Origin of the sequence: Legionella sp. 16cNR16C, assembly GCF_021297775.1 — a bacterium.
GTDB lineage: Bacteria > Pseudomonadota > Gammaproteobacteria > Legionellales > Legionellaceae > Legionella_C > Legionella_C quinlivanii_A.
The window spans coordinates 1203266-1217041 of record NZ_JAJTMX010000003.1 but is presented as its reverse complement, the minus strand read 5'-3'; the positions used below and the strand labels follow the sequence as shown (position 1 = coordinate 1217041).

Here is a 13776-nt window from a genome sequence, read left to right as displayed (position 1 = left end):
TATCGTTTCATATAAGGGAATGATATGGATATAGTTATTGTTGGAGGCGGCGCATCCGGTATTGCCGCTGCTTTCACTTTAGCCAATGAAAACCACAACGTGACTATCATTGAAGAACTCGAGCATCTGGGTGGGCATTGCTTTGGAGTGAGAGTATCTGATAAGCAGGGCCAGTCCTGGGTTCTGGATGCCGGTGTGACTGATTTTAACCAGGATCAATTTCATCATTTCAAACAATTTATCGATTTTTTCAAGATCCCTTATCATCCTATCAATCAAAGCTTATCGATCATAGATGAACGCAATAACCTGGTGTTTGCCAATATCGACGGTACGGTCTTTATCCGAAAAGATTGCCCTCTTGACCAGGAAGTCTATTTAAAGGAAATCAATCGTTTCCGCATGGAAAGTCTGGAGTTTCTATTGAGCAATCCAGATTCAGAAATTTCCCTGGGTAATTATCTTAAGAACCAATCTTACAGCAAAATTTTTAGTGAAGAATATATTTATCCAAGAGCAACAGCCTGCTTTCAGGTTCCCAATAGTAATCCGGAAAATTATCGTTTGATTCCATTACTTCAGTTTTGGAAAATTCATGGGATTATTGGTTCCACTGGGAAACGAATGGCTTTAAATGACGGGATGTTTAGTTATACTGAAGTATTCAAAGACTGGTTTATTAAAAAAAACAGCAATAATCGGATCATGCTTAATAAACGAGTTCTCGGAATTGCTCGTCATGGTCATAAAATTTCTATTCGGGCAAGCAGTAACTCCGGAGAAAATATATCACTGACTTTTGATCATGTAATCATCAGCATTAATCCATACCACGCCATCAGTCTTTTTGAAGATGCGAAAAAATATGAAAAGAATTTACTAGTCAATTTTCCCTGGCAGCGGGCGACATTCACTATTCATAGCGATAGCAGTATTATGCCAAAAGAAAAAGCGCATTGGGGAGGATATAATTGCCTGTATGCTCCAGAGTCCTCGACTCTTTTAAGACCCACTATTACTTTTTATATTAATAAAATTAAAAATCTCCCTGCACAGATTCCAGATGTTTTCCTGACACTTAACCCATTCAAACAAATTGATCCAGATAAAATCTATCAGCAGAAGTTTTATATTCACCCATCGATGATCCATTCCAGCCAAATCAGCAGGCAGTATATAAATGAAATTCAAGGTGAAAATAATACCTGGTATTGTGGTTCCTATCTCATACCTCCCCACGTACATGAGTCTGCATTTATTAGTGGAATTGAAGTAGCTAACAAGCTCTTGCAAAGCGTAAAAAGCCCATCAGACTTAACAAATAAATCCAGCTATAATTCATTATATTTTAGCGATTTCATTGAAAAATTAACTGTCTTTTCTGGTCTTGATCCGATTATATTTCATGATATTGGTCTAATATCAACGATTGAATCATTTCCAGCGAACACTTGTATATTTAAGCAATATACCCCAGCAGATGGAATGTACATCATTATTACGGGTGAAGTTACGATTGCAGCTCAATCCAGTATGAAGGTAGTTGCAACCCTTGGCGCGGGAGAACTATTTGGAGAGCTTGGCATTTTAGCCAATATACCAAGAACGGCAAGTGCCATTGCCAAAACCGATAGCCAGGTATTTTTTATTCAAAAAAATATCCTGGATGCGATTTTCAATCATTCCAACTATTCAGCATTTATATTCACCCAAAGAATCATCAACTATGTGGCACAGCACATTGAACAAACCTGCTACAAACTTAATTTCACCCCCATAATAAACAAGGAATCGGGGCGCCCAAAGGCATTTGATGATCTGAGCAGCAGACAAAAAGCCCGCGTTGTGTCTTTTGATATATTTTCTTTATTACCCGAGCTTAATAAACAAGATTATTTAAAAAAAATCAGCTTTTACTATTATGATAAAAATTCCTATCTACCTATAACAATTACTAATCAATTCTTGCTGATAATGATTGAGGGAGAGGCACAGATTTTAGTAGATAAGGACAATCAGGAGACATCAATTATTAAAATCAGCTCTGGAGAAATAATAAATCCCTGGGTTGTTTCGGATATCCACATAAACTGTTTTAAAATAATCCCAACTAAAAAAATCTTTTTTGCAGCCCTTTCACCAGAGTGTCTCGAATATTCTAAATTCACAGACCTTGTTATTTCAGTTTATAAAAAAATCAAAATTAAACTCGCCGAACTACAAAATCGCATCAATGAATTGTAAATATATTTAACCATAAAATTTATTTTTTTAAAATTAACCAATTAAATCTCACAAAATATTTATTCTTAATAATTTCATAATATCTGTGGTAGTATAATTCTCAAAAGCTATTTGATGCAGCTGAATACATAGTGTTACAAAACCAGCATTTAACCCCGGTTTTAAATTATAATGGTCACCTAAATTTTTTGAGAATGAAGTATGAGTAAAACAAAAGTAGAAATTTACTATATTGGAGATGAATCAGAGCGAGAATCAGCGCTTAAGCTTCATGAAAACCTGGCTAAACATAGTAATAGAAGTACAAATGAGATTGCCTTACTTCAATTTAGTAGCAGAAGCAGGGAGATACCAGACGAAATTATTTTGATGGCTCATAGTGATGTTACACGGCAATATATCGGCGATTTAACACCAGAAGAACTATCACAAAAACTCGCCGCTCAATTTAAAGGTAAAGACTTGTCACGGCTTAAATCCATTAAATTAGTGGCTTGCGAGGGAGGATTTGGAACTCGGCCTTTGGCACAGCAAGTAGCAGAAGCCTTGTATAAACGAGGGTTTAAACAGGTTGTAGTGAAAGCAGCTACCCATCCTAAGGAAAGTAAAATTGGCGGCTTCGTTTCTGTAACTACCCGGATGGGAACCTCTATGCTGACCGGTAATGAGGATGGGATGGTATCCGCGATCATGTACGGCAATCAGAAGACCGCTGATTACTTAGAATGGAATAAATTAAAACGTATTCGTGGACGGACGAATCAGCAGGAAAGCCAAATGCGTGCTCTTGCTGCCCAGTATCATAATTTTACCGAATTCAATGAACAATCTGCCGACTTCTGCCTTATCAAACTCCTGAATAATATTGAGGATCTGGATGCTCCCCAAAATTGCTATACTCATAGGGGCGTGCAGGCAGTAGCCAGCCTGGATGCAGTAATTGCCCTGGATTTCTTAAGATCAAGAAAACGTCTGCACGCAATTCAGAATCATAAAATCGAAGTGGGATATTATGCTCAGTTAATCAGGCAAATTGAGAATGATCCCTCACAGAAGCAAGCAGCAATTCTGGCTTTATTGGATGCCAAAGTGAAGGGTGTAAACTCCAGCTGGAGAAAGGGAATTAAAAATGAGCTCAGCAGATTCCTAAACGCTAAAAATGCGGCAATGAATCTGTCTCAACCTGCATCCAGAACAGAATCCCTTGCACAAAAAATCGAGGGAGACGAAGAGTATTTAGCCAGAATGCTTCAAAATGATAGCTTTTTCGAGAAAATCTGGCGGAGCATTTATGGGGCGGAAGAGTTTATAAACGAATTACGCATCGGTTTAAAACATTATTCTACTGAGATGCTTTATGCGAAAGCAGAACGCGAAGACATTATAGCTCTCATTACAAGTCAGCAAGAGAAAGATACAGAAGCTGGCAAGTTGACCGAAACATCAACTCATATGAAATTTAGCAATATCTTAAGCACTAATAAGAAAGTGATTCAGGAGCAAAGTCATGATACCCCGCTCAAAAAATTATATGCTGAGTTAGAGACTTATTGTGACAAGCCAAACCCAACAGCAGCAGATTGGAAACAAGTGAATGAGGCGAAAAATATCTATTCTGCAACCCAGCCTGCAGAAAAGAAAAGCAAAGAACTGGAAAATCTGATAGGAAGACTTGACCAGAACAATAAAAAAATTAGTGACTTGAAAAATGGCGCAGGCATTATAAAAAATAAAGTAAATACTGCTATTAACAGCTATTTACAAAAGTTTGATCGCGGTGACAAGACAGATGTTATACATAAGCCCAAAGTGGCTGTGATGAGGGCCATGCAAAAATATGCCAGTGAACCAAGTGAAAGAAACTGGGAAGCACTGGAAACTACGGCAAAGAATAACGCTGGCTGGGACAAAGGTTGGTTTTCAAAAGTCAGATTTTTTATGCATGAAGTCAAAGTTTCGCGTAAAGAACAACCAGAGAAAACAGAAGGTGTTACCTCTGCATTTACTCTGAATACCTGAGAACGACCAGGTTCTAACTTGGGGTAGACATTGAGTTTTCATAGTCTTCCTCAGGTTCACTGCTGATACTAATCAGCAAGCATTTCTCCCATGGCAAGAATTTAAAGCCTGAGCATTACCTTTCAAATTATGCACTTGAAGATATTGGGGCGCTCATCTATTCTTAAATGAGCAATATTTGCTCAAATGGAGATTGACATGGATAAAAAAGGTCTCATCATTGCCACTGCAGCAGCAGCCCTTTTTGCATCTGGCCTATATGCTAGCCCAAGCAACTCAGGATACGGGGGAACAAATAACAGTCAGGGAGGTTACGGGGGAGATTCAAAAAATAGCGGTTCCAGTGGCGGTTATGGTGGATCTGGTGATTCGGGATACGGTGGTGGAGGCAAAAACTCCTGCAAGAGCTCGAATAGCTGCAAGAGTCAAAACAAATGCAAAAGTTATGACAAGTGCAAGAGCTATAATAACTGCAAAAGCCATAACAATTGTAAGAGTTATAACAACTGCAAAAGCTATAACAAGTGCAAGAGTTATAACAACTGCAAAAGCTATAACAAGTGCAAGAGCTATAATAACTGCAAAAGCTACAACAACTGTAAGAGCTATAACCAATGCAAGAGCTATAACAAATGCAAGAGTCATAACAATTGCAAAAGCTATAACAATTGTAAAAGTTACAATTCCTGCAAATATAAAAACTCTTGTAAATATAAAAATAACTGCAAGAGCTACTAATGCAGTAAATTGCATAAAGGGAATGAATAATTAATGGAAAAACATGACTCAGCCTATACCTCCGGTATGGGCTTAGGTTTGCGTCCCGATCACTATCAATATATCCTGGAACGGCTTCCAAACATTGATTGGTTTGAAATCCTGACTGAAAACTATCTGGTAAACGGTGGACGACCGCTCTATTTCCTGGACAAAATCCGTGAACAGTATCCCATGTGTATGCATGGCGTTTCTTTATCCATCGGGAATTTGGATCCTCTCAATGACAACTATTTAAAGAAGGTTAAACAGCTAGCTGATCGTATTGAGGCGAGCTGGATTTCTGATCATCTCTGCTGGACAGGAGTGCATCAGCGTAATATGCATGATTTGTTACCATTACCCTATACCGAACAAATGATATCTCATGTGGTTGAACGCGTTAAATATGTGCAGGATTTTTATCAGAGACAAATATTACTGGAAAATGTTTCCAGTTATATTAGTTACCAGTCATCAGAAATGCCTGAGTGGGAGTTCCTGACTGAAATTGCTAATCGTGCGGATTGCCTGATTTTGCTGGATATCAATAATATTTATGTCAGCGCTTTTAATCATGGCTTTGACCCGCTGACCTATATCGATTCCATTCCTGTAAACCGGGTGCAACAATTTCATCTGGCAGGTCATTTGAATTGTAAAGATTATATTATTGATACGCATGATCACCCCGTTATCCCGGAAGTATGGGAACTTTATAGAGCGGCGGTTAAACGCTTTGGGGGTATTCCTACAATGATCGAGCGCGATGATAATATTCCACCTCTCGAGGAATTGATGCAAGAATTAGACTACGCCAGGGCGATTAAACAAAACTCTTTATTCCCGATAAAAGCGAGCCTAGAGCATGAAATTTGAGGAACTCTCAGAATTACTGCAAAACTCCATGCTGACCTTGGAACCTGTTGTTAAGCCTCATCTTTGTCAGCCCCCGCGCGGTTCTATTGAGGATCGCATTTCCATTTATGCGAATGGATTTTACAATCGTCTCGAAGAAGCACTGATGGATGATTATCCTGCACTGGTTACAGTAATGGGAGAGTCGAATTTTCATAATATGAGCCGAAAATACATTAATGCGTATCCTTCCTCTCACTATTCGCTCGATTTATTCGGTCAACAGCTTCGCCAATTTCTATTGGAAACAGTGCCTTTTAGCAGAAAACCTTATTTGAGTGAAATTGCTGCTTTTGAATGGGCGCGATCTACTGCGATAACCAGCCATGATGCAACCCTCCTTTATGAGGCTGATTTACAGAAATTATCTCCCGAAGAATGGCTAAATCTGAAATTTTATCTTCACCCTTCCTGTGAAGTTATTGGCATGCACTGGAATAGCCTGATACTGGCTGAAACCGCAGGACAGGGTCGTTCAATCCTTAAGCCCAAAAAACTTAAAAACCCACAATTCGTGCTTATTTGGCGGCGACAGCTTGAAGTATGCCATCATAAACTTGATCATCTTGAATTACTTTTGATAAATGCAATCCGGGCAGGGGCGACATTTATGGAAATCTGCGATCAAATTTCTTATAAAATGACAGAAGAAAATGCCGCAGCTTACATCGTGCAAAAACTACATTTCTGGTTGCATAATCAATTACTCGTAAAACCGGAATAAGTATTCCCCCTCAGGATTCAATCATTTGATTATCCTGGCGAATAAAGCGAAGATAGGCGATTTGATTTAACAGGCAGGCAAATGAATCCAGTGAAAATAGCAGATTACAGAACCCTGGCTCAAAGCCGGCTTAAAGCGGATATCTTTGACTACATTGATGGCGGTGCCTGCGATGAAATCAGCAAATCGAATAATAGAAAATCCCTGGATGAAATCAGCATACGCCCTTATTGTCTGCGCGATGTATCGAATATAGATATCTCAACGACGGTACTGGGTTCAAAGCTGGCCTTTCCTTTATTGATCGCTCCTATGGCTTTTCATCAGCTGGTTGAGGCGAAAGGCGAGCTTAGTACCAGCCTTGCGGCTAAGGCTTCGGGTATTAATCTGATAGTCAGCTGTATGTCTAATCGTTCTCTTGAGGACATTGCAGGCTCTGCTGGTAGCGATCACCTGTGGTCGCAGTTGTATATTTTCAAAGACAGAGCCTTAACGCAGTCATTAATCAAGCGGATAGAGAAAGCCGGTTATAAAGCCATTGTTCTAACAGTTGGAGTACCAGTTGGCGGGAAAAGAGAGCGTGATCTTCGTAATCAGTTCTCTCTTTCAGATACGCTGAGCATTGGTAATTTCAAAACGGCAGTTGATAAGCAAACGATTTATGATTTTACTGCCACCCACCTCGATCCCTCCTTAACCTGGAAAGATGTAGAATGGGTGCAATCGCAAACCAGACTGCCCGTTATTCTTAAAGGTATTCTCAATCCTTTAGACGCTGAAGAAGCCTGCCGACGTAACATTGCAGGAATTATTGTTTCCAATCATGGCGGCCGACAACTGGATACCGCCGAATCCCCGATAATCGCTTTGCCGGATATAGCAAGCACTGTGGCAGGTCGAGCTATGATTCTTATTGATGGTGCGATGGAACGCGGCACTGATCTTTTTAAAGCGCTGGCTCTTGGTGCAGATGCGGTACTGATTGGCAGACCGGTCCTTTGGGCATTGGCAGTTGGCGGTAAAAATGAGTTGGTGACGATGCTAAAGTTACTAGAGGATGAATTTGCACTGGCGATGAAATTGACTGGATGCAGAACAATTGAGGAAATCAAAAATTATACTTCATTTCTGGGTCGGCCCGGATGAAAAAGAATATCTCAAATGCCTATCAGGCGGGCCTTGATAAAAAAAATGAGGCCGTAATCAGCGCCCATTTTATGGATAAAATTAATCGTAATAATGAGTTAACATTATACAATTCAGAAATATTTTTTGAACGAGCCATTTATGTTTCGCCTGACTGGGTTTTTAAAGGTTTAATTCCCAATCTGCTAAAAGCGTCCCGACAGTTTGTTTTTGAAAGGGTTTCTGCTGCAAAAAAGAGAGCCATTCTCAACTTCAAAGAGTATAGTCTGAATGAAGCCAGTGATATTGGAACAGCAGAGTTCATAGCCGAAGTAATGTTCGATCGCCAATTCCTTAAAGGACGAAAAAGCAATTATTCGCGCCTTGCTTTAGTCAGTGACATTAAAGAGCTGATTAGAAAAAACCAGATTATACGCATGGTCATTCCCGCCCTTCCTTATAAGTCCACTTCACCGCTAAAAAGCCGAGGTATACTTCCTGATTTATCGGAGGTCAATTTTCTGCTTGGCTTAGCCGAAATAGCCCAAACCATTGCTCATATTTATGCTGAACATCCTTCAGCGCCCAAAATTCCAGCTAAATTTACAGTCATTTCAGACGGCAGCCGATTTAACCGCTTTCTAAATGAGCCGCTTGAGAATATTCATAACTATCAGCAGCAATTAAACTGGTGGATTAATCAATTAAAAATTGGAGAGTATGTTGAGATTGCTGACTATCAGCAAAGTATTGAAAACTCCTTGCCTAAAGCCCAGTATTTACAGAAAAATACTATCAGAAATCAGGTCGTTCAATTATACACTGGATTAATGCTCCCCATTCTGAACCCCTCTGCGATGACCCAGACGTTAAATGAAGCCATAGCCCGAGATCCTGATCCCGAAACGGATTACTCAGAAGGACGATTTGTACCTCTTTTCAAATCGCTGGTCTATACCATTTCTTATCAGTGCTTACAGCATCATGCGTTGATAAACGGTATGGAGTATGATTCGCTTTATGCAGAAATTATTCGCCGCATTTTTGAACCTTATTCTCCTCTGGAAGCAGCAGATTCCAGTCTGCACACCCTGGAATGTTTACGGCAGAAAATGCTGGAGGAAGCCTGGCTGGCAGCTATTTATTATATTGCTGAAATCAGAAGCGACAGGGATTTAGCTGCTGATCCCGTTCTGACCTGTTTTCCCAATACTATCCGCTGGACTATTCATGCCAAGCGGGGTCAGTTAGCCTTGTTAACCACCGCAGGACAGGGCGATCCGGTTCAGCCATGGCACGGCAGTGCTGTATGTCAACTGACCACCACCAATAAGATTAAATTCTATACCCATCCGGTTCTCTTACTGGAAGGCAAAGCAGCAACTCCCATTCTTGTCGATGATCCGCAAAACCTGTTTCGATTAAAAAACCAGCCTTTGTTTTATGTTGGATCAGATATTCATTTCAAGGACAGCGACGATCTTTTACGTCAGATTGAGAGTCTGTTAACGAGAAAACGAAAATTATGACACGCAGCATTGTGTGGTAACAAGGCTGGACTTTCGCATAATTATTTATCTATGCCCCTCGGCCGAGGCACGTAGGGAGTAAGGGTTAAGCCTGTAGGTTGGGCCCTTGGCCCAACATTGAGTTCTGGAGTGGTGAAACCCTTTGTTGGGCCAAGGGCCCAACCTACAATAACTCCTCAACTTATATTAAATTCATCCTCGATTTGGCAAAGAAATAAATCTCTCCTTACCTCAATTTTAAAAATCGGCGCAGTTTTCCTGAGGACAAATATTCAAATTCAGTAACTTCCGCAAAGGTAATTTCAGGGTTTTCCAGGCCAGCCTGTTTTAAAGAATTGCCTATAGATTGAGATATCTGCTGTTGATTAATCAGACCTGTTGTCATCACCCGGATATGGGCCCCCTTTTCAGTTTGCACCACCTGATATTCCTGTATATTTTTTTCAAGTAACAGCGGCGTCACAAAGGCTAAGTGATGTACAAACACATTTTCGGAGTAGGTAAAATCATATTCAGGACGACCCTCTGGCTCTGCAATCAACTGATGATTGACTCCGCAAACACAGGTTTTATCTAAAAATAGCAATTGATCAAAAAATTCATAGCGTATGAGCGGCAAGGTATAAAAATACAAATTAGTTAAATACATTTTCTGAGGAATTACCCCCAGGGGAACAGGCTTATCTTGTGCATCAACGGGTTCCAGAATACAACCGTCATCATTCAGATGCATTTCACGGCTATTAACTCCGCAGTTAATCCCTGCCAAACCTTCAGAGCAGCCGTAAGCATTATTAATTCTGGCATTAGGCCATGCTTTTTCAATTAACTGGCGTATGGGCATGAATAAAGGTTCACCAGAAAGCGAGACTAGCACGGGGTCAATCTTTAAGCGGCTCACATAAGGTTCATGGCATATTCTTGCAATAGTGGTAGGCGTTCCCAGCAAATAATCCGGTTGGATTTTGTTTAGTTCGCTAATGATTTGATCGGTTGGCTGGGTAATTGAAATGAGAAACTGTTCAATATGATCATGCTGAAAAGTCTTTATCAGAGAATACATGGCGTAGACGGTGTTTGGTATCAGGATCATTGCCACTTTTAATTTTGTAGCCCCTTGGTTGGCCCGATGCGGAATTGGCTGGCGCGGAGCATAACGCACGCTGTGCAAATAGTAGGTATTCCATTCGTTCCAGTTATAAACATAAATTGCTCTTTTACCACTGGAGCCGCTGGTAGCCAGAACATGATACTCATCCAGTAAATATAAGGTCTCGCCATCGTCTTTCATCTTATGAATATGCTCTTCAACCATCTCTAGTGACAATCGCGTATCAGTCACTATTTCATCCCAGTTTTCCATCAAGGTTTTTTTATCCATAACAGGAATTTCTGGGAGCTGCTCTTCAGTGAACAGCTCAAGATTAATAGAAGCTAATTGTTTTTGATACCAGGGCGAATGCGTTTTGGCATATTGCAGAAGTTTTCTTAGCTGATAATTGCGATACTCGCCTATTCTTTGTTTAGACCAGCTTAAGGCCTCATAAGAGCGCGCAAACTGGCCTAGCATGTCTTCTGTCTGTTTGACTCTTAATTCTTTTGTAGTAGGCATTTTATAAGCACTTAGGCATCATTTACGCGCAACAATGATCGAATAATACAGAACATCTGTTTTATTTGTTGTGGGCAAAACGACAGTAAATCCAATTTTCTCGAGCATCCGGTAATAGTCTGCAGCAGCTTTCATGACATGGGGGGAGAAATCATCATGGAACATGTAGCGATATTCTGCAGACAGGCAAAGATCATTATTATTTTCTTTAAATGTCTCACAAATTGCCACTAAACCACTTTTAGGCAATGCCTGGTAAGCCATTCGTAATAGTTTCCTGTTTACCCCTTCATCCCAGTCATATAAAACCCGGGAAAAAAGAAGCAGGTCAAAACCGGTTGGAAATGCATCGTCCGCAATAAAATCACCTTCCACTACGCTAATCTTCTGACTTAATCCCTGGGCCTCAATATTTTCTCGAGCCAGCACCGCTGACTTGGGTAAATTATATACTGTCATTTTTAAATGAGGGTGAGCATTCACCAGTTGACAGGCCAATGATCCATCGCCGCCGCCAATATCAAGCACGCTTTTCACTTTAGTAAAATCGATAGATTCCAGAAAACGTTCGGCTGGCCGGCGTATGGTATTTCTCATCCAGTCTTCCAGCCACTGAACTTCGCCATCGGTTTTTGGCGGCCAGGAGACACTGATTTTTACCTTGCCATAACGCAATACATCACTTAAATTTTCCTCAGCGGCGACCTGCCAGCTGTTAAAAAAGAACTTCATCCCCCACCATTTATCGCTATTGATTATTTGAATAAATTCTTCAGGCAGTCGGTAGGCCACCCGATAGTCTCTGGATTTCGCTTTTATTAAAAAATGCTCACTGCTTAAAAGATGCAGCCATTTTTTGGCACGAATCGGCATTAATCCCAGCTTTTCAATAATCTCAGTTTCTAAAACGTATTCCCTGCCTTCAAATAAATCAAAGAGATTCAGGTTGAACATTGCTTCAACCAGTTTGAGACGTGCGCCATCTGCGATGAGAGAAAAATAGTTTTTATAAAAATCAGCATTTGGCTGCGTTTTTTTGGGCCCATAGGATACCGGCTGCTCACTGAGAACCGAATCATCCGTCAGTTTTTTTAATTTGGTATTTAGCCAGGATTTTATCATTTTCATACACTAATTTTAGAACAGAGAACAAAGCAGGACTCTGATTTAATGGGATTCATTATTGTTTTTTTATTATGAAGACTTTGTTACGTCAGAGCAATGGAATTGAAGCATCTTATAAGAGTCTACGTTTGGAATTTTTTTGAAAAGGAAATAATTATTTTCCAAATTAGCTATTAATAATATTTAACCATTAAGTATATAATTTACACATCGAACTAGTAGCTCATAGGTGTGTAATGCAAAGTAAACATGAACTCAATCCCTACTTCCTGGCGTATTCCGTTAAGAAAAAGATAACAATTCTGGCCAATCATTATTTTGAAGATGAGCAAAGGCGCAATAAATGTATCGAGCGTTGGTGTGGGAAGCTTGAACTATTGAAAAAAGCAATTGAAAGAGAATCACTTCATACTGATTTAACAATCGAGGAGATTACTGAAGCCCAGACAGAAAAATTTATGCGGGAAGTCGAGGAAGGAATAAAAACCAATTTAAACAGAAACAAAACAGGCGGTCTAGATGTCCAGTCGCCAAGGCATACTGAGACTGACAAAAAAGCCCCGAATTTAAGTATCGGAAGATTAAGGAAATCCTCTAACACTCAAATTGGGTCTAAAAGAACCCTCGTTTCTTCCACTGAAGGGGTCTTGGGGAGCACAGAAAAACCCCTTAGCTCGAATGAATTGCCATTAGGCATGAGCAATCATCAGTTTGCCATACTTTGCAATTACCTGGTAACTAATTTTGATAAAGGTCATTTCGTAGATAAAGTAACGGACTATGAGCCGCCCGAGTATCTATGCTTCAAAGGAAGTAGTGTGACCGGTCTTTCCTATGCAAATGAAAAGGCAGCCAAAGCTTTTGGACCTCATAGCGATTATGATTGTATTCTGATTTGGAAACATGGCATTGACGCGATGATCAATTTGGATTTAACCACGAGCAACTTGCCAAAAAATTTAAAACTGGATGATGCTTCGGGTCTTCGTTTTCTTAACCTGCATAGCGATGATCGACTTACACATGAAAAATACAATGTCAGTAAAAGACGAATTTTTCCTAACGGCATACCGCATCTACTCTGTTGCGAGGATTTGCAGTCAAAAATGCACACCCCCCATCCTTTAAATTTCGTAGTTCTAAGGAGTCTTGAAGATATTGCATTATCGAATGATATCGTAGAAACAAACAGAGCTCTCGATAGCCAGGAAAAGAAGAAAATGTATGGGAAATTAAAACACTATGTGTTTGAAGAAAGAGAGGTATCGGAAGCGGTCAGGGAGCAATTATTCTTTCATAAGGCGAAAGCTGACAGCAACCCTGGGCAAGTATTAGTGTTTAGCTGGCGATTAATCAAACTCTATCATGCCTTATACCAGCGAGGGCAATTTGAAACTCATAAATATAATGCCGGCTTTTTTTCTGAGACAAAAAGGAATAGAAGAGAAGCACCGGAACCTATTAACATTCTTCAGGAAAGGGATAATCAGTTTCAGTGGATAGATGAAATAAACAATTCAAATACTGCAGGGCTTGAAGCTAAATAAACGGCCTAATAGACTTACTTAAGGCATTAACCCCTACTCCTAACGTCCCTCGGCTTGTCCAAGGGACTTAGGTAAATATCTTAAGTGCCATTAGTCCAAAAGCTAGTCATGTTTGATTATTTTTTGTAGAGCATTCCAGGTAGTGCATAATTTCGTCTGCCTTATTAACCAGATTGC

Annotated in this window: 10 protein-coding genes; 8 read left to right on the top strand and 2 right to left on the bottom strand. The window is 40.0% G+C overall.

The genetic code is table 11. From position 1 onward, the window contains the following. The first annotated feature begins 24 nt into the window (after positions 1-24). The 7 genes from LXA66_RS15500 to LXA66_RS15470 all read left to right on the top strand — a co-directional run bounded on the left by LXA66_RS15500 (position 25) and on the right by LXA66_RS15470 (position 9315). The gene (locus LXA66_RS15500) at positions 25-2244 is read left to right on the top strand and encodes a cyclic nucleotide-binding domain-containing protein (RefSeq protein ID WP_233013871.1); all 2220 of its coding nucleotides are present in this window, start codon (positions 25-27) and stop codon (positions 2242-2244) included. 201 nt (positions 2245-2445) lie between these two features. Beyond that, the gene (locus tag LXA66_RS15495) at positions 2446-4263 is read left to right on the top strand and encodes a hypothetical protein (protein WP_233013870.1); all 1818 of its coding nucleotides are present in this window, start codon (positions 2446-2448) and stop codon (positions 4261-4263) included. 193 nt (positions 4264-4456) lie between these two features. Beyond that, a complete protein-coding gene (locus tag LXA66_RS15490) occupies positions 4457-5035 on the top strand; it encodes a hypothetical protein (RefSeq protein ID WP_233013869.1) in 579 nt (192 codons plus the stop codon). Continuing rightward, positions 5035-5898, top strand: coding sequence for a DUF692 domain-containing protein (locus LXA66_RS15485; RefSeq protein ID WP_233013868.1), 864 nt, complete (start codon positions 5035-5037; stop codon positions 5896-5898). Before LXA66_RS15490 ends, LXA66_RS15485 begins: the two co-directional genes overlap by 1 nt. After that, positions 5888-6661: a DNA-binding domain-containing protein gene (locus LXA66_RS15480; protein ID WP_233013867.1), complete on the top strand. Its 774-nt coding sequence runs from the start codon at positions 5888-5890 to the stop codon at positions 6659-6661. The genes LXA66_RS15485 and LXA66_RS15480 overlap by 11 nt, the downstream gene beginning before the upstream one ends. An 81-nt stretch (positions 6662-6742) precedes the next feature. After that, positions 6743-7807 carry an alpha-hydroxy acid oxidase gene (locus tag LXA66_RS15475; RefSeq protein WP_233013866.1) on the top strand — a complete coding sequence of 355 codons (1065 nt, stop codon included), beginning with the start codon at positions 6743-6745 and terminating at the stop codon, positions 7805-7807. Continuing rightward, complete coding sequence (locus LXA66_RS15470) at positions 7804-9315, top strand: L-tyrosine/L-tryptophan isonitrile synthase family protein (protein ID WP_233013864.1); 1512 nt, start codon at positions 7804-7806, stop codon at positions 9313-9315. The genes LXA66_RS15475 and LXA66_RS15470 overlap by 4 nt, the downstream gene beginning before the upstream one ends. Before the next feature lie 226 nt (positions 9316-9541). On the opposite strand, the gene LXA66_RS15465 is transcribed toward LXA66_RS15470, so the two are convergent. Together LXA66_RS15465 and LXA66_RS15460 are read right to left on the bottom strand one after the other, a co-directional pair. After that, a complete protein-coding gene (locus LXA66_RS15465; protein ID WP_233013863.1) occupies positions 9542-10927 on the bottom strand; it encodes a phenylacetate--CoA ligase family protein in 1386 nt (461 codons plus the stop codon). Between the two features lie 18 nt (positions 10928-10945). Then, the gene (locus tag LXA66_RS15460) at positions 10946-12055 is read right to left on the bottom strand and encodes a methyltransferase (RefSeq protein ID WP_370637289.1); all 1110 of its coding nucleotides are present in this window, start codon (positions 12053-12055) and stop codon (positions 10946-10948) included. A gap of 233 nt (positions 12056-12288) precedes the next feature. On the opposite strand from LXA66_RS15460, the gene LXA66_RS15455 reads away from it, so the two are divergent. Next, complete coding sequence (locus LXA66_RS15455) at positions 12289-13599, top strand: hypothetical protein (protein ID WP_233013860.1); 1311 nt, start codon at positions 12289-12291, stop codon at positions 13597-13599. The last annotated feature ends 177 nt before the right edge of the window (positions 13600-13776 follow it).

Excerpts from the sequence above, each read along its gene's own strand:
- LXA66_RS15500 (WP_233013871.1), top strand. The coding sequence starts at position 25 with ATGGATATAGTTATTGTTGGAGGCGGCGCATCCGGTATTGCCGCTGCT.
- LXA66_RS15495 (WP_233013870.1), top strand. The coding sequence starts at position 2,446 with ATGAGTAAAACAAAAGTAGAAATTTACTATATTGGAGATGAATCAGAG.
- LXA66_RS15485 (WP_233013868.1), top strand. The coding sequence starts at position 5,035 with ATGGAAAAACATGACTCAGCCTATACCTCCGGTATGGGCTTAGGTTTG.
- LXA66_RS15480 (WP_233013867.1), top strand. The coding sequence starts at position 5,888 with ATGAAATTTGAGGAACTCTCAGAATTACTGCAAAACTCCATGCTGACC.
- LXA66_RS15475 (WP_233013866.1), top strand. The coding sequence starts at position 6,743 with ATGAATCCAGTGAAAATAGCAGATTACAGAACCCTGGCTCAAAGCCGG.
- LXA66_RS15470 (WP_233013864.1), top strand. The coding sequence starts at position 7,804 with ATGAAAAAGAATATCTCAAATGCCTATCAGGCGGGCCTTGATAAAAAA.
- LXA66_RS15465 (WP_233013863.1), bottom strand. The coding sequence starts at position 10,927 with ATGCCTACTACAAAAGAATTAAGAGTCAAACAGACAGAAGACATGCTA.
- LXA66_RS15460 (WP_370637289.1), bottom strand. The coding sequence starts at position 12,055 with ATGAAAATGATAAAATCCTGGCTAAATACCAAATTAAAAAAACTGACG.
- LXA66_RS15455 (WP_233013860.1), top strand. The coding sequence starts at position 12,289 with ATGCAAAGTAAACATGAACTCAATCCCTACTTCCTGGCGTATTCCGTT.